Raw genomic sequence first — 20,695 nt, forward strand, 5'->3', positions numbered from 1 at the left:
GCGGTAACTTCCGTTCCCGTACGCCCTGGGAGCCCCGAGGAGTCACCATGCCCGAGCCCGCGCCCATGCCCGTGGACCAGCTCCACTTCGCGATGCCGCCCGTCCACGAGTCGGTGGAGGACGAGCGCGCGCACCGCAAGGAGCGGCTGGCCGGGGCGCTCCGGCTGTTCGGGGAGTACGGGTACGAGGACGGGGTCTCCGGGCACATCACCGCGCGGGATCCGGAGTTCACCAACTGCTTCTGGGTCAACCCTTTCGGGGCCCCCTTCGACGGGCTCGCGCCCGACGAGCTGATCATGGTCAACGGGGAGGGGCAGGTCGTCGAAGGGCGGCATCACGTCAATCAGGCGGCGTTCGCCGTCCATGCGCAGGTGCACCGGGCCCGCCCGGACGTCGTCGCCGTCGCGCACACCCACTCCGTGCACGGGCGGGCCCTGTCCGCACTCGGCGAGCTCATCGAACCGATCACCCAGGAATCCTGTGCCTTTTACGAGGACCACGTCCTGTACGACGCGTACACCGGGGTCGTCGTGGACGAGGAGGAGGGGCGCCGGATCGCCGCCGCGCTCGGCGGGCGCAAGGCGATCGTGCTGCGCAACCACGGGCTGCTGACCGTCGGGGACTCGGTGGACGCGGCCGCCTGGTGGTTCATCGCGCTGGAGCGCTCCTGCCAGGTGCAGCTGGCCGCGCGGGCGGCCGGAAAGCCGGTGCTGATCGAGCACCGGGACGCGGTCGCCACCCGTGAGCAGCTCGGCAGCGACCTGGTGGCCTGGATCAACTACCAGCCGCTGTGGCGCCGGATCGCTCGCACATTCTGACGATACGCGCCGACGGGCCGCCCCGATGCGGGCCCGGGGCCCTGCGTACGGCACAATTCGCAGCAATCGCAGCCGAGTTGGCTGGACCTGGGCTGGAAAGGGCGGCGTTCTCCGTGGCGTTGGACGAGGCGAGGACGGGCAGCACGCACAGTGGTGGCTGCACGTGCGGCGACTGCCCGCACGGCGCGCGCGAGGGCCACCGGCGTGCGGTGGCCGCCTTCCTGGCCAAGCGGGACGAACTCGCCGCAGGTCAGGGGCTGCCTCCCGGGGTCGCCCAGTCCGCGTCCGCGACCCGCCAGTGGGTCTCGGACGAGCTGACCCAGTCCGCCAGGACCGTCGCCGAACGGGGCCGGGAGGCGGGCGACGCCTGGCTGTACCGGGTGTGGCGGCGCACCCTGATCGCGGTGTGGGGAAGCGTCGCCGTGCTGGCCGTCGCCGAGTCCGCCACCGCCATCGGCGCGGGCTGGACCAACGCCCGTACGGCCGGGCTGGTCGCCGGACTCGTCACCGCGGGCCTGCTCACCGGCGCCGCCCATTTCCACCGGGCCCGCGGCGGCGTGCTCGCCCCGGTGATCGGTGAGGACAACCGGCTCTCCACCTCCCGGGCGGTCGCCGCGTCCTGGGTGCTGCTCGCGGTCTTCTCCGTACTCGTGCTGGCGCTCCAGCTGGCCGGTGCCTCCGGGCACGCCGAGCGGGACGCACTGATCGAGGGGCTGGATCTGGCCAGGGGCGCCGGGGTGGTGACCGTGCTCGCGCTGGTGTGCGCCATTGCCGTGGTCGTACGCCGGGTGGTGACCGTACGGACTCTGTCCGGGCGGCTGCAGAAGCTGCGGGCCGACCGGCCGCGCGCCGCCGATCTGCTCACCGACGACTCGGGGCGGGGCGGCTTCACGGATGTGCAGTACGTGCTGGTGAGCACCGTCGCCGTGCTGTTCGCCGCGGTCCGTCTCGCCCGCAGGCCCGAGCAGCTGCCCGATCTGCCCTGGGGGCTGGCGCTGCTGGTCACCGTCTCGGCGCTCGCGTATTTCGCCGGGAAGTACGCGGAGGGCGGGCGCCCGGTGGTGCTCTCGGTGGTCCGGGCCCGGGAGGCCGGTGATCTGGACGCGCCGATCCGTACCGGTGACGACATCGAGATCCGCGGTGCGGGCTTCGTGCCGCCCGGTGCCGGGGCGCCGGACCGGCTGGCCCGCATGGTCGTGCGGATCGGCCGCGTCCATGTGCATGTGCCGCTGATCCCGGTCGCCGGGGGCTTTGCCAACCCGACCGACAGCGTGGTCACGGTGCCGGTACCGGTGGAGGTGGAACCGGGGCTGGTGGAGGTGCAGGTCGTGACCGCCGCCGGAGTGGAGACGAACCGGATCGAGATCGATGTGACGGACTGACCGCCGTGGCCGCCTCCCGCAGGGGTGGCGGATACCGGCCGAACGGATGCCCCACCGGGTGAGCCGCGCGTTCACCACGTACGTATGGTCTGTTGACGGGTCTACGGAAAGCGGGGCAGCCACATGCAGGACATTCAGAGTTACGGCACGAGCGTGCGCGGTCTGGGCGAGACGAGAGGGCTCAAGGAGCTGGCGCGGGAGCACGCCCTGCTCCCCCTGCGGATCTTTCTCGGTGTCACCTTCATCTACGCCGGGCTCGACAAGCTGACGGACAGCTCCTTCTTCCGCGCGAGCGGTGCGGGCTCCATCGGCGAGACGATGCACGCGGTCCGCGACTCGTCCGCGATCCCGGCCCTCGTCGATCTCGCGCTGAAGGGCCCCGGCGCCTTCGGGTACGCCATCGCCATCGGAGAACTCGCCGTCGGCATCGGCACCCTCATCGGGCTGTGGGCGCGGCTCGCCGCGCTCGGCGGGGCGCTGATCTCGCTGAGCCTGTGGCTGACCGTGAGCTGGCAGGTCACCCCGTACTACTTCGGCAACGACCTCGTCTACCTCATGGCCTGGCTGCCGCTGCTGCTCGGCGGCGCCGCGACGTTCTCCCTGGACGCCCTTCTCGCGTCCCGGCGGCGACGGATCAGGTAGTTCACCCAGGTCACGGTGGCGGCCAGCCAGAGGCCGCCGAAGAACAGCGGGAAGAAGAAGACCCACGGGGCGTCCCACATCCCCGCCGCGTCCGCCGCGTATCCCGCTGCCAGGGCGAGCATGACCACGCCCGCCACCGCCCGTCCCGGACGGATCTCATGACGCAGCACGGGTGACCTCCACCTGTCCGATGCCGACTTCGAGAGTGAGCTCGACCGTGCCGGCCGGGCTGCTGCCCGGGGGCGGCGGGAGCGTCCTGCGCTCGTGCTGCGACGGGTTGACGTCCACATCTCCCGCCCGGCCGGCCGGTGCCTCGCTCGGCAGGGTGACCGGCAGTGTGATGTCGCCGAGGCCCGCCCGGGCGTCCACCTTCACCGTCACCGCCTTCGGTACGACGACTACCGCGCGGCCCGCCCCGACGTTCACCCCCGTACGGACGGTGGCGCCCCGGGGGACCGTGATCCCGGTGAGGTCCAGCCGTGCCACCCCGGTGCCCAGCTCGTAGTGCGGCCGGACCGCCGCCACCGAGGCCGGCCGCCAGCCCTCGCGCACCCACTGGGTGGTGATGTCCTTGGGCAGCGCGGACGCGCCCGCCAGCAGGGCCGCCGTGATCATCGCCAGCATGACCGTGCCGAACCCGGTCCGTCCGAGGAACGCGCTGACCAGCATCCCGAGCCCGAGGACCGCGAGCGCACCGGCCAGCCCGATCTGCAGACTCGTGCCGAATGGCCGGGAGTCCCAGCTCAGCCCCGTGCCCAGACCGCCCGCGATCAGCGCGAACAGGAACACGAGACCGCCGATCGAGGCCGGGCCCCGGGTGTCGGCCTCCTGCCGGGGCACGCGGAACGGGTTCTCCGGCGTCTTCCCCCGGGGCCGCGGCGTCCGGTCGTCCGGCATCGCATCGGCCGGACCCCACAGATAGCCGGCCCCCACCGGCCCGGTCGTGCCGTCCTTGACGATCGGGTCCCGCCACCACGACGGGCTGCCCGGCGACGGCGGAGCCTTCACCTCGGGCGGCGCGTCCGCCACCGCCTGAGCCGTCGCCGGATGCAGCGGGTCCTCGGGCGCCACCGTCCTGCGGTGCTGCGTCCAGACGGCGAAACCGACGACCGCGAGCGACAGCATCGCGGAGAAGGCGAGGGTGCCGCCGTTGCCCAGCATGGAGAGAAAGAGACCGCAGCCGATCAGCGCGAGCAGCACCGCGATCAGCGAGGCACCCTCGACCCGGCCGGACAGCAGCCTGCGCGCCTCGTTCTCGTCCTCCCCGTCCAGGGGGATCAGCAGCCAGGCGAAGCCGTAGAAGATCAGCCCGATGCCGCCGGTGACGGACAGCACACCGAGCACGATCCGGAAGATCACCGGATCGACGTCGCAGTACCGGCCGAGCCCGCCGCAAACCCCGGCCACGACCTTCTGCCGCGAGCTGCGCCGCAGCTGCGGTCCCGGTCCGGGGGGCGGTGCGACACCGGGGGAGGCGTCCTGGGGAACGGTCATGGCTCCATGGTGACGGGCCGGACGGCCGACCGGGACCCGCGGCGACCCTGGCCGATCCCTGATTTCGGCCCGGCGGCCCCCTGGGGGAAGTCGGGGAAAGCCGGGGGAAGCCGAGGGGCGGGGCTCTCAGGGTCCAGTCGGGGGTGGACCCTGATGCCGTCACCCGTGCGGACGTGTGACGATCGGGTCATGCCAGCCGCCACGCCCCGAGCCACGGGCTCCCTCAGCGCCGACCCGGAGGAGCCGCCGCCGCGCAAGCTGTACCGCAGCGCCGACGGACGGCTGCTCGGCGGCGTCGCGCGCGGACTCGCCGGGCATCTCGGGCTGCCCGTCGCCTGGGTGCGGTTCGTCTTCGTCGGACTGTTCTTCGCGGACGGCCTCGGCTCGCTGCTCTACGCGGTGTTCTGGATCGTCGTCCCGCTCGGCGTCGGCGGCGTGGAGGCGCCGCGCTCCGTCTTCGAGACGGCCCCGGACGGCAGACGCCGGCTCCGCAAGCCCGACAAGGGCCAGGTCTTCGCCCTCATCGCGCTCCTCATCGGCGCCCTGATCTTCGTCGGCAACGTCGACATGGGCAGCGGGGCCGACCGCTACATCTGGCCCGCGCTGCTGATCGGCGCCGGTTCCGTACTGGTGTGGCGGCAGGCGGACAACGCCCGGCGCGCCCGCTGGATGGAGGTCGGCAACCGGCGCCGGGTCCTGCACCTGGCCCGGGCGCTCGCCGGGGTCGCCCTGGTCGGCCTGGGCCTGGCCGTCTTCATGGTGGTACGCGGCTCCGCGGCCCAGCTGGGCAACGTCCTGACCGCCGCGATAGCCGTCCTCACCGGCATCGCGCTGCTGGCCGGCCCCTACCTCGTACGCATGACCCAGGACCTCTCCGAGGAACGCCTGATGCGCATCAGGGCCCAGGAGCGCGCCGAGGTCGCCGCCCATGTCCATGACTCGGTCCTGCACACCCTCACCCTGATCCAGCGCAACGCGGAGGACGCGGGCGAGGTCCGCAGACTGGCCCGCGCCCAGGAACGCGAACTGCGCAACTGGCTGTACAACCCCGAGGGCACCGGCAAGGACGAGGCGGACGAACCGGAGACCCTCGCCGAGGCGGTCAAGCGCGCCGCCGCCGAGGTCGAGGACAAGCACGGCGTCCCGCTGGAGGTGGTCGTCGTCGGCGACTGCCCGCTGGACGAGAAGCTGGCCGCACAGATGCAAGCCGCACGCGAGGCGATGGTCAACGCCGCGAAGTACGGTGGCGAGGGCGGCGCCGTGCAGGTCTACGCGGAGGTCGAGGGCCGTACGGTCTTCGTCTCGGTGCGAGACAGGGGCCCGGGATTCGACCTGGATTCCGTGCCGGGGGACAGAATGGGCGTACGAGAGTCAATCATCGGCCGGATGCTGCGCAACGGCGGTACGGCGCGGCTGCGTTCGGTGCCCGGCGGGGGCACGGAAGTCGAGCTGGAGATGGAGAGGGCGAGCGATGACGGAGACCACTGAGGCGACCGGCGGCCCGGAGCGCCGGGTACGGGTCGTGCTCGTCGACGACCACCGGATGTTCCGCACGGGCGTCCAGGCCGAGATCGGCCGCACCGAGGAGACCGGCGTCGAGGTCGTCGGCGAGGCGGCCGACGTCGACCAGGCGGTCACCGTCATCACGGCGACCCGCCCCGAGGTCGTCCTCCTCGACGTCCATCTGCCGGGCGGCGGTGGTGTCGAGGTGCTGCGCCGCTGCGCCCCGCTGATGGGCGCGGCCCCGAACCCGGTGCGCTTCCTGGCACTGTCCGTCTCGGACGCCGCCGAGGATGTCATCGGCGTCATCCGTGGCGGCGCCCGCGGCTATGTCACCAAGACGATCACCGGCACCGACCTGGTCGACTCGGTCTTCCGGGTCCAGGAGGGCGACGCGGTGTTCTCGCCCCGGCTGGCCGGCTTCGTCCTCGACGCCTTCGCCTCCACGGACGCGCCGCCGGTCGACGAGGACCTGGACCGGCTGACGCAGCGCGAACGCGAGGTGCTGCGGCTGATCGCCCGCGGCTATGCGTACAAGGAGATCGCCAAGCAGCTGTTCATCTCGGTGAAGACGGTCGAGTCGCATGTCTCGGCGGTGCTGCGCAAGCTCCAGCTGTCGAACCGGCACGAGCTGACCCGGTGGGCGACGGCCCGGCGGCTGGTCTGAGCCGGCCGGCCGCGCTGTCGGGCGCGGCTGGTCCGATTCAGCCGGCCGTGCCGTCGGGATCGAGCGAGATGTTCAGCTTCTCGCCGACCCGGCGGTAGCCGATGCCCGCGTAGATCCGCTCCACATCCGCGTCGCCCGGCTCCAGCCACACCGCCCGGCAGCCCCGCTCGAAGGCGGTCGCGGTGAGATGGGCACAGAGCGCGGCGCCGATTCCGCGGCGGCGGAAGGCGGCGGCGACCGCGAGGCCGGTCAGCTCGGTGAGGCCGTCGACCGGGACCGAGCAGCCGCCCGCGCCCGCCGGTACGCCGTCGACCGTGGCGAGGGCCGCGACCCCGCCGCCCCGGACCGCGTCGCGCAGCCAGGCCGCCTCGCCGCCCTCGGGCTCGCCCGTCCCTCCGTACCCGTGGTGCTGGACGAGCGCCGCGGCGTCGAACTCCGCGTCGGTGACCGGTTCGGCGATCGCGAGGGAGCCCACCGGCTTCGGCGGCAGCAGGTCGCCCGGGGCGCAGGCCAGCAGCGGGGCCCGGTCCTCGACGGTGAACCCGGCGGCGAGTAGCGCGGGTTCGACCGCGGGCGCCCAGCCGGGCAGGAACTCCAGCCGCGGCAGCCTCTCGTGCTTGCGGAACACCGCGATCAGGGCGTCGAGATCCTCGGCCGTCGGCTCTGCGTTCCGGTCGGGTATCGCGTAATTGGCGTACTTGATGGACCAGTTCGGGTTGTACCGCACGGTGAAGGGGCCGACCCGGAGATGGTCGGGGGAGCGCAGGGCGAGCGTACGGGCATGGATCTGGACCTCGACGTCCATGGGCATGTGCGGGAGTCCTCCGGCCGGTTGTTCGGAAGTCGGGAGCCTATGCCACCCGCGTCGCTCCGGCGAAGGGCATTTGGTCGATCGGCGCGATCCGGACCGGCGCTCCCGGGCGCGGGGCGTGGATCATGCGGCCGTTGCCGATGTAGAGCCCGACATGGCTGATCCCGGAGTAGAAGAACACCAGGTCGCCCGGCGCGAGCTCGGAGCGCGAAACGCGCTGTCCGGCGTTGATCTGGGTGTACGTGGTGCGGGGGAGCGAGACACCGGCGGAGCGCCAGGCGGCCTGGGTGAGCCCGGAGCAGTCGAACGAGGACGGGCCGGTCGCGCCCCAGACGTACGGCTTGCCGAGCGCCCCGTATGCGAACGCGATCGCCCCGGCGGCGCGGGCGTTGGGCGCCTGGAAGGGGCCGCGCGCGGTGTTCCGGTCGGCGCGGTCGGCAAGGCGCTCGCTGTCCTGGGCGTCGTAGGCGGCGCGCTCGGCGGGGGACAGGGTGGCGAGGAGTCGCCGCGCGTCGGCCAGCTTGGCCGTGATCGTCGCCTTGTGCTTCTTCAGTTCGGCCTGGCGCGCCGCCAGCGCGGCCAGCTTCCCCTTGGCCTGCGAGCGCAGCTGGGCGATCCCGGCGACCTGCCGCTCGACCGTGTCGACCTCGGCGGCCTGGCGGTCGCCGATCCGGTCCGCGTACGACGCGCGCTCCAGGTACTGGTCGGGGTCGGAGGAGAGCGCCAGCTGTACGGCGGGGTCGATGCCGCCGGTGCGGTACTGCGCGGCGGCGAGCGAACCCAGCGCGTTGCGCGAGACGTTGAGCCGCTCGGTCCTGCGGGCGGCCTCGTCGCGCAGGGTGTCGACGGAGTCGGAGGCGGCGGCCGCCTTCTCCTTCGCGCCGTTGTACCGCTCGGTGGCGACCTCCGCGTCGTGGTACAGCCGGTCCGCCTCCGCTCTGACCTGGGCGGGGGTGAGCTGGGGATCGGCGTGTGCGGAGCCCGGCAGAGCGGCAGCGGTGGCGGCCCCGGCGACGGCGAGGGTGGCTGCGGTGCGGGCGGCAGTGCCGGTGTACGGGCGCTGCCTGGGTTTCCGGTGCGCTGCCACGAGGGCGTGCGTCCTTCCTGACGACTGCCCGACGGGGACTACCGGCGGGCCCGCCCGAGGTCCGGCGGCGGGTCGCCAACAGGGGGAGCGGCCCACCGCCGGATCTCTCGGCGGGGTGACCGGCCTGCCGTCCGGGTGCGGAGCGGCGGTGAAGCCGGTCACCTGCTCAGCGACGCTAAACCCGGGGCACGGGGAAGAGTCGTAATGAAGTCTATTGCCCGAATTTGGCGTGGCATTGTCGCCGTTTGATCGGCGGAACTGCACCAGAGTCAGGCAATTGGTGCAGGCGCGAGCGAAGTGACAGGAAGCCGCCCCTGCCTGCGGAGTGGTGATATGGCGAGGACTACGCTGCGGACCCATGGACGTACTCATCAATGTCTTCGTCGCCCTGCACATCATCGGCATCGCCTCTCTGCTGGGCGGTTTCCTGACCCAGATGAAGGCGATGGGTGCGGGCACGGCCCGGTTCGTCCCGGCGATGCTGCACGGGGCGCTGACCATGCTGGTCACCGGTGTCGTGCTGGTCGGGCTCAACGAGGCCGACGACCACCATGTGAACAACATCAAGATCGGCGTGAAGCTGCTGCTCCTGGTCGTGATCCTCGCGCTCGTCTACGTCAAGCGGGACGAGGAGAAGGTCGACAAGGGCGCCTTCGCGACCGTGGGCGCACTGACGCTCGCCAACATCTTCATCGCCACGCTCTGGACCTGAGCCGTCCCCCTCGACTCCTTGCGCGGCGCGAGCCCCTGCCGGAGCGTCCGGCAGGGGCTCGTCGCTGTCCTGGGCGAGCGGTACTACGCCGGCCGCACGCTGCCGTAGATCGGCATGTAGTAGATCGACTCCTCGCGCACGTTCGCACCCGGCTTCGGCGCGTGGATCATCATCCCGTCGCCCTTGTAGATGCCGACGTGGCTGATGTCGTCGTAGAAGAAGACGAGGTCGCCCGGCTTCAGATCCGCCGTCGCGATGCGGGTGCCTATCTTCACCTGGTCCCAGGTGGTGCGCGGGATGTCGACGCCCGCGGCCTTCCACGCGGCCTGGGTGAGCCCGGAGCAGTCGTACGAGGACGGGCCGGTCGCGCCCCAGACGTACGGCTTGCCGATCTGCGCCGCGGCGAAGGCGAGGACCTTCTCCGCCTTGGTGGTGGCGGTGCTGTCCGAGCCGGTCCCGGCCCCCGTGCCCGTTTCCGTACCGCTGCCGGTCCCCGCCTCCTCGGCGGCCTCCGCGGCCTTGCGGGCCGCCTCCACCTTGGCCGCGGCCTGCTGCTGGGCCAGTTCCTCCGCCTTGCGCCTGGCCTCCGCCTCCTTCTTGCGCTCCAGCTCCGCGAGCCGCGCCTTCTCCTCGGCCGTCAGCTTCGACAGCATCGCGCGCGCCTCGCCCAGCTTCTTCTGGACGTTCTCCTTGCTGGTGCGCAGCGTGGTCTGGGTCGCGGTCAGCGTCTCCAGGCTCTGCACCGCCTCTGCACGCTTCTTCGACGCCTTGGCCTGCTGCGTACGGAAGTCCGTGACCGCCTTCTGCTGCTGACCGGTCATCCGGCTCATCAGCTGGCTCTGGTCGAAGTACGACTGCGGGTCGTCGGCAAGGAAGAAGGTGGCGCTCGGCGCGATGGAGCCGCTGCGGTACTGCGCGGCCGCGTAGGCACCGAGCGTCCTGCGGGCCTCGTTGAGCTTGTCCGCGCGCTCGGCCACGTCCTCCAGCAGGTTGTCGACCTTGGTGCGCTGGCTGGTGGAGGCCTCCTTGGCCTGGTTGTACTGCTGGGTCGCGGTGCCCGCCTGCCGGTAGAGGTCGTCGACCTTCTTCTGGACGTCCTCGATGCTGGGCTTGGGTGCGGGGGCGGCCGTGGCGCTCTGCGTGGAGAGCAGGGTCACGGACGCCAGTGCCGCGGTCGTGAGCCCGACGGCCGGTGCGGTGGTGCGCATTCGGGTGCGCGGTTTGCGATGCGACGCCAAGGCCGGCATCTCCTTCCGTGGACCGCCTACCGGGTTAGCTGTCGGGTTCGGGCGGAACGGAAGGCTGCCCTACGGTCCGAGTGGGGATCAGGACCGATTCACCCCGGTGGTGCGTGTGGGTCCCCGGTTCCGAACTTCCACGAGGGCAGCCCGGATTCGGCGTGGGCGCCCGCTCGGCGTGGTTCGCCTCAGGGAGGTACGGGCGGCCCGGTCGAGCACGCTAGCCAACCCGTGGTGCCGCTGTGAAGGTCGATGTTCGATATGCCCGATACATTTTCGTGACCTTGGCGATGCGGGGCGGCAGGGACGGGCTAGGACCCTCAATTCCTCACGCGGCGTGGGTGTGTGCTCTCGTTGTGTGCATGCTGGCCGGGTGCGGTTCGCCATGCGGCCCACGTGTGTCGGTGCGGCGGCCTAGACTCGACAAGCGATGAGCAGCCTCTTTGACGACAGTTTCCTGGCCGGCCTCCAACACTCGGAGGAAGAGCCCCCGCCACCCCCCGAGGACTCCGCACCCGAAGCGGTGCCGGAGGACCTCTTCGCGGGCGTGTTCGACGGGCCCCCGCCGCCCAGGGACGCGTACTACCGCGACGGCGCGCACCGCCCCGCCATCGACCCCGCGGCGCTCCTCGACGGGCTGAACACCGAACAGCGCGCCGCCGTGGTCCACGCGGGCTCCCCGCTGCTCATCGTCGCCGGAGCGGGCTCCGGCAAGACCCGCGTGCTGACCCACCGGATCGCCCACCTCCTCGCCGAGCGCGGCGTGCACCCCGGCCAGATCCTCGCGATCACCTTCACCAACAAGGCCGCGGGCGAGATGAAGGAGCGCGTCGAGCAGCTCGTAGGACCGCGCGCCAACGCCATGTGGGTCATGACCTTCCACAGCGCGTGCGTACGGATCCTGCGCCGCGAGTCGAAGAGGCTCGGCTTCACCTCGTCGTTCTCGATCTACGACGCCGCCGACTCCAAGCGCCTGATGGCGCTGGTCTGCCGCGATCTGGACCTCGACCCGAAGCGCTTCCCGCCGAAGTCGTTCACGGCCAAGGTCTCCAACCTGAAGAACGAGCTGATCGACGAGGAGACCTTCGCGGGACAGGCCGCGGACGGCTTCGAGAAGACCCTCGCCCAGGCCTATGCGATGTACCAGTCCCGGCTGCGCGAGGCCAACGCGCTTGACTTCGACGACATCATCATGACGACGGTCCACCTGCTCCAGGCGTTCCCCGACGTCGCCGAGCACTACCGCCGCCGCTTCCGGCACGTCCTGGTCGACGAGTACCAGGACACCAACCACGCCCAGTACACCCTCGTACGCGAACTGGTCGGCCCGGCGGGCGAGGCCGACGCCCCCGCCGAGCTGTGCGTGGTGGGTGACGCGGACCAGTCGATCTACGCCTTCCGCGGCGCGACCATCCGCAACATCCTCCAGTTCGAGGAGGACTACCCGAACGCGACCACGATCCTCCTGGAGCAGAACTACCGCTCCACGCAGACGATCCTGTCCGCCGCCAACGCCGTCATCGAGCGCAACGAGAGCCGGCGCCCCAAGAACCTCTGGACCAACGCCGGTACGGGCGCCCGGATCACCGGCTACGTAGCCGACACCGAGCACGACGAGGCGCAGTTCGTCGCCGACGAGATCGACCGGCTGACCGACGCGGGCGACGCCAAGGCGGGCGATGTCGCGATCTTCTACCGTACGAACGCGCAGTCCCGCGTCTTCGAAGAGATCTTCATCCGCGTCGGCCTGCCCTACAAGGTCGTCGGCGGCGTGCGCTTCTACGAGCGCAAGGAGGTCCGGGACGTCCTGGCCTACCTCCGGGTCCTCGCCAACCCCGAGGACACCGTCCCGCTGCGCCGCATCCTCAACGTGCCCAAGCGCGGCATCGGCGACCGGGCCGAGGCGATGATCGACGCGCTGTCCCTGCGGGAGAAGATCACCTTCCCGCAGGCGCTGCGCCGGGTCGACGAGGCGTACGGCATGGCGGCCCGGTCGGCCAACGCCGTCAAGCGGTTCAACACGCTGATGGAGGAGCTGCGCACGATCGTCGAGTCCGGCGCGGGCCCGGCGGTGGTGCTGGAGGCCGTACTGGAACGCACGGGCTATCTCGCCGAGCTCCAGGCGTCCACCGACCCGCAGGACGAGACCCGCATCGAGAACCTCCAGGAACTCGCCGCCGTGGCCCTCGAATTCGAGCAGGAGCGCGGCGAGGCGGGCGAGGAGGGCGCGGGCACGCTCGCCGAATTCCTGGAGCGGGTCGCGCTCGTCGCCGACTCCGACCAGATCCCCGACGAGGACGAGGACGGCTCCGGCGTCATCACGCTGATGACGCTGCACACGGCGAAGGGCCTCGAATTCCCGGTGGTCTTCCTGACCGGCATGGAGGACGGCGTCTTCCCGCACATGCGGGCGCTCGGCCAGGTCAAGGAGCTGGAGGAGGAACGGCGGCTCGCGTACGTCGGCATCACCCGGGCCCGCGAGCGGCTCTATCTGACCCGGGCCGCGATGCGCAGCGCGTGGGGGCAGCCCTCGTACAACCCGCCGTCGCGGTTCCTGGAGGAGATCCCGGACCAGCACCTGGAGTGGAAGCGGACCGGACCGATGGCGGCTCCGGCCGGGCCGACGTCGGGGATCACCTCGTCGCTGTCCTCCTCGCGTTCGCGCTCCGGCCCCTCGGGCTTCGCGACCCGGCGGACCTCGGACAAGCCGACGATCACGCTCGTGGTCGGGGACCGGGTCACGCACGACCAGTTCGGGCTCGGCACGGTGACGGCGGTCGAGGGCGTCGGCGACCAGGCGAAGGCGACGGTCGACTTCGGGGACGAGCGGCCGAAGAAGCTGCTGCTGAGGTACGCGCCGGTCGAGAAGCTGTAGGCGGGCAGACGGGCAGGCGGCCGGCGGGCAGATGCCCGGCCGCCCGGCCCGCGACCGGGCTCAGGTCGGGTCGACGCCGTGGCTGCGGAGCCAGGGAAGCGGGTCTATCGCCGCGCCGCCCCCGGGCCGCACCTCGAAGTGCATGTGCGGGCCGGTGGAGTTCCCGGAGTTGCCGGAGTACGCGATGACGTCACCGGCCTTGACCGGGCCCGAGCGGATCTTGGTGCTGCTGAGGTGGCAGTACCAGGTCTCGGTCCCGTCGGCCATGGTGACGATGGCCATGTTCCCGTAGGCGTTGTTCCACTGGGTGCGCACGGTGCCGTCGGTCGCGGCCATCACGGGCGTGCCGTAGGAGACGGGGAAGTCGATGCCCGTGTGCACGGACATCCAGTTGACGCCCGCCTGGCCGAAGTACGCGCTGAGGCCGTGCTGCGCGACCGGCATGACGTATTTGGGGCGCAACGCCTCCTTGCGGGCGGCCTCTTCCTCCCGCTTCTTCTTCTCGGCGGCCTGCCGCTCCCTCAGGTCGATGCGTTCCTGGGTGCGGCTGGCGCGGTCGGCGAAGTTCTCGGCGTCGGCGCTGAGGTTGGCGAGCTGGGTGTCCAGCTTGTTGTTGGCTGCGACCGGCTTGACGGAGCCGGAGTCGGCGGCCGCCATCGTGGTGCTGTCGTCCTTCTTGTCCTCGCCGCCCATTCCGCTGACGGAGGCCGCGGCGATACCGGCCACGCTCATCACACAGGCGGAGGGAACGGCGACGGTCAGGAGCGCGGAACGCTTCGCGGGGGAACGCCGCCGGCTGCGGCTGCCGCCGCTGCGGGTGGCGGGGCGGTTGACGGGGCGATGGGTGTCGGGCGGAGTGTCGGTGCCCGTTTCGCCGGCGCCTTCGTACCCGTCGGTGTCGACGTCCGTATCCGTGGCCGTCTCCGCCGCCGGCTCCGTCTCGTGGAGGCTGAACTCGGAGGTCTGGTGGGGCTCGTACGGATCGAAGTCGAAGTCGAAGGAGTCCTGGTCGGCATAGGACTCGTACGGCTGGTGCGCCTCGTGCGTCGTCGGCGCCTCGTGCAACACCTGCGCGGTTTGCGTGGTGTGTGCTGCTTGGTACTCGTGTTGCTGGTCGTGTTGTTGCTCGTGTTGTTGCTCGTGCTCGGGCGTGACGCCGACGTTCCAGGCGGTGGCGTCGTACGCGCCGGTGTCGTACGGGGCCGTGTCGGCCGTCGGCCACTGGCCGCTCTGGTACCAGCCGTTGGCGTCCCACTGGCCCGTGCCGTCCGGGGCGCAGCCCTGTGCCGGAATGTCGGCGTACGTGGTGGCGGCGGGTGTCCAGGTGGCTGTGGTGTCGTACGTCGTTCCCGGGTCGTACTGCTGCTGGGGCTGCTGGGGCTGTGCCGCGTACGGGGCGTAGGCGTCGTACGCGGTGGTGTGGTGTGTGCCCGTGCCCCACTGCGTGGAGTCGTACTGGCCGCTGTACCCCGCGGCCTGCCCGGTGTCGTAGCCGCCGGTGTACGTGCCGTCGTAGGTGCCGTCATGCGAGCCGGGAAGAGAGCCGAAGAGCGGGTCGCTGTCGAAGCTGCCGGTGGCTTGGCTGTCGTATCCGGCGTACCCGGCGTGGGGGTGCTGGTCGTTCACCAACTTCTCTCTCGCCTCGGCAGCAGGACCTGCGGTCTGGGTTCCGGCACGGGGATCCCAGGGGGGAGCAGTGGCCGCGACTGTACCCGGCGGTACGCGACGTCGACAATCTTCGGCCGGCTCGGGTGGCTCAGGAAACGGGCAATCGGCCGTCTTTCGACGGGCTGTCCACACAGCCTTGGCTCTATGTTCGAAACGCGTTCTATTTGCTGAGTGTCCGGCGGGGGTGGTGCGGGGTGGGGTGAGGCGGGATGGGGCGGGGTGGGACATTCCGGAGCGGGCTATTCCGGATCAGGCAACCGAAGCTGTTCCGGTGGCCCCCGTCGTTCCATTGGTCCCGATCGTCGAGCCGTGGGATTCCAGCGCCTGCCGGACGGCGGCGGCGACGGTCGGGTGCACGGGGAGTGCGAGATGGCCGATCCCGCAGACGCGTACGTTCAGCGCATCGAGATCCGGATGGTCGATGCAGGCCGACTCGGCCGGGACGATCACCCGGTCCAGCTCGCTCCAGAAGCTGACGAACCGGGTGCGGCAGTCGGGCGCGGGCCTGCGCAGTTCCTCGATCGGCGCGGAGCCCGCACGCATCTGGCGCACGATGGGGTGAGCGCTCGCCAGCGGGGCGACGGCCGTGCCCCCGTGCGGTGTGCCGAGGGTGACCAGGGTGCGGACCCGCTGGTCACCGCCCAGCCGCTGTACGAAGTAGCGGGCGATCAGGCCGCCGAGGCTGTGCCCGACGATGTCGACCCGATGGTGCCCGGTGCGGGCGCAGATCTCCTCGACGTGCCGCCCGAGCAGTTCGGCCGCCGTGCGGATGTCGCAGGTCAGCGGCGAGTAGTTGAGCGACTCCAGATGGCGCCAGCCGTGCCGGGCGAGGGAGCGGCGGAGCAGGACGAAGACCGAACGGTTGTCGATGAAGCCGTGCAGGAGCACGACGGGCAGTCGATCGCTGTCCCCGGCGGGGAGGGCGGAGGTCCCCGCGGGTGCGGTGGTGTTCGGCGGTGCGGCGGCCGGTCCGGCCGGGCGTTGCGAGGGAGGCCGCCCGCCGGTGATGCCGGTGGGGTAGAGGAGCACATGCCCGGCGAGGACCACCAGTTCCAGTGCGGTGGCCTTGAGCAGTGCGGATGACAGCCGCGCGCAGCACAGACACGGCCGGCGCAGCAGTAGGGGAAGGAAAGGCAGGACCTTCATTGGCCGACCTCCTGCTTCGGCAAGCGGGGAGGCGGCTCCGGTCCCCGTATGCCCTCGTGGGGTGCCGTTGCGGAGGTACGGGCGGCCCGCCCGGCCGTCAGGCCGGGGCGCGGCCCCGAATTCGCAGGCCCCTGCTCACCGGCGGTGACCGGCGGGCGATCGGCTGCCGGGCCCGATGACGACCGGGCCCGGCAGGCCGTACCACCGTGCCGCGCGGCTGGCGGCGCGGTGGTACGGCGACCTCTGGCGGCTCCCCTGGCGGCCGGTCCCGCACGGCAGATGTGCCGCGTCAAGCGGGAACGGCGCCCGGTGAACATGTCCCACGTGTGATTTCCCCCTCCCCGTCCACCGCGAAACGGCGGGGTGCGGGATGCTGGCGATAACGTTCGTTCACATCCCCGGCCCTTCAGGCACGGGAGACGCATGTGGAGGCAGTGATGGGTGTGACCGGTCCGATCCGTGTGGTGGTGGCCAAGCCGGGCCTCGACGGCCATGACCGCGGCGCCAAGGTGATCGCGCGGGCGCTGCGCGATGCCGGTATGGAGGTCATCTACACCGGGCTCCACCAGACGCCCGAGCAGATCGTGGACACCGCGATCCAGGAGGACGCCGACGCGATCGGCCTCTCGATCCTCTCCGGTGCGCACAACACGCTCTTCGCCAAGGTGATCGAGCTGCTGAAGGAGCGCGAGGCGGAGGACATCAAGGTCTTCGGCGGCGGCATCATCCCGGAGGCGGACATCGCTCCGCTGAAGGAGCAGGGCGTCGCGGAGATCTTCACCCCCGGCGCGACGACGGCATCGATCGTCGCCTGGGTCAACGCAAACATCCGCCACCCCGCCGACGCCTGACCCCTCCCGCCCCGGGGCAGCGGGCCGACAGACGCGTTTGCCTGGTCCCGGCTGCCCGGCTGCCCGGCTGCCCGGCTGCCCGGGTGTCCGGGTGTCCGGGGCGGCGCGCCGGGGAGGCTCCAGGGCCCTCAGGCCCGTATCAGCTCCCGGTCCATCGCCGCGCGCAGTCGCAGTGTGGAGACCAGGCGTTGGAAGGCCTCCGACCAGTAGCCGTTCGCGCCGGGCGAGGCGTTCTCCGGTTCGTCCGGGGTGGTCGTGAGAACCTCCAGGCGGTCCGCCTCGGCCGGGTTCAGGCAGCGCTCGGCGAGGCCCATGACGCCGCTGAAGCTCCAGGGGTAGCTGCCCGCGTCCCGGGCGATGTCCAGGGCGTCGACGACCGAGCGGCCGAGGGGATCGGCCCAGGGGGTCGGGCAGACCCCGAGCAACTGGAAGGCTTCCGACAGGCCGTGCGCCGCGATGAAGTCGGCCACCCATTCGGCCCGTTCGGCAGCGGGAAGTATGGCGAGGAGCTTCGAGCGCTCGGCGAGCGACGCCGTACCGGGACCGTTCGACGGGGGGACGGAGGGAGCGCCGAGCAGCGCGCGGGCCCACTCGGGATCCCGCTGCCGCACCGCCGCCCGGCACCACGCCGCGTGCAGTTCCTCGGCCCAACCGTCGGCCACCGGCAGGTCGACGATCTCCCGCGCGGTGCGGCCACCGAAACGCACCGGCCAGGTGGCGAGCGGACTCGCCTCCACCAACTGGCCCAGCCACCAGGACCGTTCGCCCCGCCCGGACGGCGCCGCCGCCACCACACCGTCGCGCTCCATCGACGCATCGCATTCGTGCGGGGCCTCCACGGCGACGCAAGCCTCGTCGCCCGTGAGGTCCGGGCTCACACAGGACGTCGCGCGGGCCGCCATCCGTCCGGCGAACGCCGACTCCGGCAGCGCGGAAAGCAGTTCGGCGGCCGTCGAGCGGACATTGCGGCTGCGGTCGGAGAGGGCCCGTTCCAGGAAGGCCTCGTCCACCGAGGACAGACCGGTGCGCAGCGAGTCGAGGAACATCAGCCGGTCCTCGGCGCGTTCGGTCGGCCACGTGGAGGCGAGCAGCGCGAGCGCTTCGGCCGGATCATGCGCCCGTACGGCCCCGAGCAGGGCGACCCGTTCGGCGAAGAGACCCTCCTCCCACAGCCGGGCAACCGCTTCCGGCTCGGTGACATCGGGCAGCGGTGAGCCGCCGGACGAGCCTCGTAGCGCGAACTTCCACTCCGGGTTCAGCCCGGCCAGCCACAGCCCGCGCGGTCCGGCGAAGGCCAGCGCCTGGGGCCGCAGATCGGTACGGGACCTGGCCGCGTCCAGCAGGGCCGGGAGCAGCGCGGCCGGAGCCCGGAACCCCTGTTGATCGGCGGTGGCCAGCCACTGCGGGATCAGCTCCGTGAGATCGGGGGCCGTACCGCGCCGGCCGCTCGCGCCGCCCGGTGCCGACCGGTCCGCGAGGAGCTGGGCGAGCCTGTGCCGCGCGGCCGGGGGCAGCGGCGGCCGCGGGTCGGCGGGCGCCGGTTCGGGCCGGGCGGCCGCGGGGGCGGGCAGGAGCCCCGCCCTGCGCCGCACGGTGTGCAGCGCCGCCGCGTCCAGCAGCCCGGCCGGTCCGCCGCCCCCCTCGACCGGGCGGCGGTCGGTGCCGAGAAGCGCCGAGGTGACGAGCTCATCCCATGGCGCGTGCGTGATGGTGCGAGACATTGATCCCCCTTCGAACGTCGAATCCAGCGTCAGATAAGCGGCACGGTCCCGGACGTCATGACGACGCCGCCGATGCCGTCGGTGTCCGTGCCCGTGGACCAGGCCGCGAACGGGTCGAAGCCGCGGTGGCCGCATTCGCCGAAGACCGTGACCGGACGGCCGCCGGAGAGCGCGACGAGCTTCCACAGCCCGGGCCGGGACAGCGCCGCCGGGGCGACGGGCAGGGCCGCATCGCCCACCGCGTCGACCAGCTGCCAGCCGTCCCCGGACGGCACGGGTATGACCTCGCGCAGCGTCACCGGCCAGGCGTCCAGCCAGGGATCGTCCCGCAGGGCGTGCCCGTACGCGGCGATCGCGGCAGCCGCCGTGGAGCCCGGCGGGGGAGCGCCGGCCGACACCGGCGCGCCGAACTGTCCGCCCAGCTCCGCGCGAAGCTGCCCGGCCCCCCGGTACGGAGTGATCTCGGCGTCGATCGTGACGCCCACCGGCAGTGCCGGCCCGGGGGAGCGCCCGGCCGCCCCGAAGGAGAGCAGCAGTGCCGTGCGGCCCGAGCCCCTTCCGTACAGCCAGATGCGGCGCGTGACGATCTTGCCGTCCGGGGTGTCGTACTGGGCGAGGACCAGCCAGTGGTCGCGGACCGGCGGGCCCTCGGCGGGGGCGGTCAGTCCCACTCGCGTACGGACCGTGGCCGCCAGCGGCTCCGGCAGCCGGTCGATCCCCAGCCATGCGCTGTCCAGCATGTGCAGCAGCGCGCACTCCTCCAGCAGCCGCGCAGGCCAGTCCGGCCCGGACGCCGGGACAGCCCCCAATTCCCTTACGCGGGCAGCCAGTCCGGGTGCCTGGGCGTCGACCATACGGGCCGCCGTCTCCTCCCACAGCCCGTACCCCGACTGGTCGGCCGCTGCCAGGCCGCCGCGCAGCAGATCCGTCAGCCGCTGCTCCAGCTCCCGTGTGCCGCCGGTGATCCGCTCGGCCCGGCGCTCGGCGCGCCGCCGGGCAGCCTCGGGGTCGGCCGGGCCCGCGGCCGGGGCGCCCGCCGCCGCCCCGCCTTTCTCCTCCTTCTCCGCCGCGCGCTCGCGACGGCCCGTCAGCCACTCACCGGCCCAGTCCGGCACCTCGCCCGCGGGCAGGGCCGATTCGCCGGCCGACCAGACCAGCAGCAGTCCCAGCGCGTGCTTGCACGGGAACTTCCGGCTGGGGCAACTGCACTTGTACGCAGGGCCGGTGGTGTCGATCACCGTCTGATACGGCTTGCTCCCGCTGCCCTTGCACAGCCCCCACACCGCACCCGAACCGTCACACCCGCCGCCCGACCACGGACCGGCCGAACCGAGTCTGCTCCCCGCCTTGCGTGATGCCTCGTCAGGAGCCAGGGCCAGGACCTGCTCCGCCGTCCAGCGCGCCGCCGGGGCGGCGGTGCGCAAGGGTTCTCCCCCGTGAGATAGCAGCATGGGAACGACGGTAGAACGCGCCACTGACAATTGGCCTGACCTGCCTTTTCGTCGTCTCGTAAGCAGCTTGACCTGACTCTCTCTTTGCGATTCGCTGCGAGTTCCAGACTCATGGATCCGGGGGATCAACCGATGAGCCACAGCATCCGCAACATCCACACCATCCGTAACGGCCGCACCATCCGGACTGCCGTCTCCGCAGCCGTCGTTCTCGGTCTCGCCGTGGGCCTCGGGGCGTGCTCCGAGGCCGTCGACCAGGTGGACAAGGCCGTGGACGAGACGTACGAGGTCACCTACGAGGTCACCGGCACGAGCGTCGACGAGATCCAGTTCCACGCGGGCGGCGGCAAGGCCATGGACCCGGAGATCGAGACGGTCAAGTCCCCCACCCTGCCGTGGCGGAAGACGGTCACGCTGCGAGGGATCATGCCGCCCGCCGTCATGCCGATCGCCCTGGACGAGGCGGGGGCCGACGTCGCCTGCTCGATCACGCACGAGGGCAAGGTCATCAAGAAGGCCGAGGGTGAGGGGCTCATCACCGCGGGCGGCTGCATCACCGTCTCGCCGGTGGGCGGCTGAACTCTCCGCCCGCAGCGGGCGAATCGGCCCTGACCTGCGTCGGGGCCGATTGT

18 protein-coding genes and 1 riboswitch are annotated in these 20,695 nt (G+C 71.9%); of the genes, 10 read left to right on the forward strand and 8 right to left on the reverse strand.

Annotation, left to right across the window (positions count from 1 at the left end):
* The first annotated feature begins 47 nt into the window (after positions 1 to 47).
* The 4 genes from OG507_RS24805 (at position 48) to OG507_RS24820 (ending at position 3,004) form a co-directional block, all read left to right on the forward strand.
* Positions 48 to 818 (forward strand): class II aldolase/adducin family protein, encoded by a 771-nt coding sequence (locus OG507_RS24805; protein WP_327369371.1) that lies wholly within the window; start codon positions 48 to 50, stop codon positions 816 to 818.
* A 113-nt stretch (positions 819 to 931) separates the two neighbouring features.
* Entirely contained in the window at positions 932 to 2,200 is a 1,269-nt protein-coding gene (locus OG507_RS24810; protein ID WP_327369372.1) for a hypothetical protein, read from the forward strand.
* A gap of 123 nt (positions 2,201 to 2,323) precedes the next feature.
* Entirely contained in the window at positions 2,324 to 2,842 is a 519-nt protein-coding gene (locus tag OG507_RS24815; protein ID WP_327369373.1) for a DoxX family protein, read from the forward strand.
* Between the two features lie 15 nt (positions 2,843 to 2,857).
* On the forward strand, positions 2,858 to 3,004 hold the full coding sequence (locus OG507_RS24820; protein ID WP_327369374.1) for a hypothetical protein: 147 nt from the start codon (positions 2,858 to 2,860) through the stop codon (positions 3,002 to 3,004).
* Here OG507_RS24820 and OG507_RS24825 read toward each other — a convergent pair.
* A complete protein-coding gene (locus tag OG507_RS24825) occupies positions 2,999 to 4,336 on the reverse strand; it encodes a PspC domain-containing protein (protein WP_327369375.1) in 1,338 nt (445 codons plus the stop codon). The two genes, OG507_RS24820 and OG507_RS24825, sit on opposite strands and share 6 nt — an antisense overlap.
* Before the next feature lie 189 nt (positions 4,337 to 4,525).
* Here OG507_RS24825 and OG507_RS24830 point away from each other — a divergent pair, with 189 nt between their 5' ends.
* The gene (locus tag OG507_RS24830; RefSeq protein ID WP_327369376.1) at positions 4,526 to 5,824 is read left to right on the forward strand and encodes a PspC domain-containing protein; all 1,299 of its coding nucleotides are present in this window, start codon (positions 4,526 to 4,528) and stop codon (positions 5,822 to 5,824) included.
* Complete coding sequence (locus OG507_RS24835) at positions 5,808 to 6,503, forward strand: response regulator transcription factor (RefSeq protein ID WP_327369377.1); 696 nt, start codon at positions 5,808 to 5,810, stop codon at positions 6,501 to 6,503. The genes OG507_RS24830 and OG507_RS24835 overlap by 17 nt, the downstream gene beginning before the upstream one ends.
* 37 nt (positions 6,504 to 6,540) lie before the next feature.
* On the opposite strand, the gene OG507_RS24840 is transcribed toward OG507_RS24835, so the two are convergent.
* Positions 6,541 to 7,314, reverse strand: coding sequence for a GNAT family N-acetyltransferase (locus tag OG507_RS24840; RefSeq protein WP_327369378.1), 774 nt, complete (start codon positions 7,312 to 7,314; stop codon positions 6,541 to 6,543).
* A 40-nt stretch (positions 7,315 to 7,354) separates the two neighbouring features.
* The gene (locus OG507_RS24845) at positions 7,355 to 8,401 is read right to left on the reverse strand and encodes a C40 family peptidase (protein WP_327369379.1); all 1,047 of its coding nucleotides are present in this window, start codon (positions 8,399 to 8,401) and stop codon (positions 7,355 to 7,357) included.
* A 358-nt stretch (positions 8,402 to 8,759) separates the two neighbouring features.
* Between OG507_RS24845 and OG507_RS24850 the strand changes: the two genes are divergently transcribed.
* A complete protein-coding gene (locus tag OG507_RS24850; protein WP_327369380.1) occupies positions 8,760 to 9,113 on the forward strand; it encodes a hypothetical protein in 354 nt (117 codons plus the stop codon).
* Between the two features lie 83 nt (positions 9,114 to 9,196).
* On the opposite strand, the gene OG507_RS24855 is transcribed toward OG507_RS24850, so the two are convergent.
* Positions 9,197 to 10,360, reverse strand: coding sequence for a C40 family peptidase (locus tag OG507_RS24855; protein WP_327369381.1), 1,164 nt, complete (start codon positions 10,358 to 10,360; stop codon positions 9,197 to 9,199).
* A riboswitch (cyclic di-AMP (ydaO/yuaA leader) is annotated at positions 10,359 to 10,523 on the reverse strand. Its footprint overlaps the gene before it by 2 nt.
* A gap of 258 nt (positions 10,524 to 10,781) precedes the next feature.
* On the opposite strand from OG507_RS24855, the gene pcrA reads away from it, so the two are divergent.
* Entirely contained in the window at positions 10,782 to 13,226 is a 2,445-nt protein-coding gene (pcrA, locus tag OG507_RS24860) for a DNA helicase PcrA (protein WP_327369382.1), read from the forward strand.
* Between the two features lie 60 nt (positions 13,227 to 13,286).
* Here the strand turns inward: pcrA and OG507_RS24865 are convergent, their stop codons facing one another.
* Both OG507_RS24865 and OG507_RS24870 read right to left on the reverse strand, forming a co-directional pair.
* A complete protein-coding gene (locus OG507_RS24865; RefSeq protein WP_327369383.1) occupies positions 13,287 to 14,852 on the reverse strand; it encodes a M23 family metallopeptidase in 1,566 nt (521 codons plus the stop codon).
* A 291-nt stretch (positions 14,853 to 15,143) separates the two neighbouring features.
* Positions 15,144 to 16,040, reverse strand: a complete 897-nt coding sequence (locus OG507_RS24870) for an alpha/beta fold hydrolase (protein ID WP_327369384.1) — start codon at positions 16,038 to 16,040, stop codon at positions 15,144 to 15,146.
* 437 nt (positions 16,041 to 16,477) lie between these two features.
* On the opposite strand from OG507_RS24870, the gene OG507_RS24875 reads away from it, so the two are divergent.
* Positions 16,478 to 16,891 (forward strand): cobalamin B12-binding domain-containing protein, encoded by a 414-nt coding sequence (locus tag OG507_RS24875; protein WP_327369385.1) that lies wholly within the window; start codon positions 16,478 to 16,480, stop codon positions 16,889 to 16,891.
* A gap of 128 nt (positions 16,892 to 17,019) precedes the next feature.
* On the opposite strand, the gene OG507_RS24880 is transcribed toward OG507_RS24875, so the two are convergent.
* A complete protein-coding gene (locus tag OG507_RS24880; protein ID WP_327369386.1) occupies positions 17,020 to 18,612 on the reverse strand; it encodes a DUF5691 domain-containing protein in 1,593 nt (530 codons plus the stop codon).
* A gap of 29 nt (positions 18,613 to 18,641) precedes the next feature.
* Entirely contained in the window at positions 18,642 to 20,063 is a 1,422-nt protein-coding gene (locus tag OG507_RS24885) for an SWIM zinc finger family protein (protein WP_327369387.1), read from the reverse strand.
* A 132-nt stretch (positions 20,064 to 20,195) separates the two neighbouring features.
* On the opposite strand from OG507_RS24885, the gene OG507_RS24890 reads away from it, so the two are divergent.
* Complete coding sequence (locus tag OG507_RS24890) at positions 20,196 to 20,642, forward strand: hypothetical protein (RefSeq protein ID WP_327369388.1); 447 nt, start codon at positions 20,196 to 20,198, stop codon at positions 20,640 to 20,642.
* The last annotated feature ends 53 nt before the right edge of the window (positions 20,643 to 20,695 follow it).

The sequence above is a fragment of the Streptomyces sp. NBC_01217 genome, assembly GCF_035994185.1.
GTDB lineage: Bacteria > Actinomycetota > Actinomycetes > Streptomycetales > Streptomycetaceae > Streptomyces.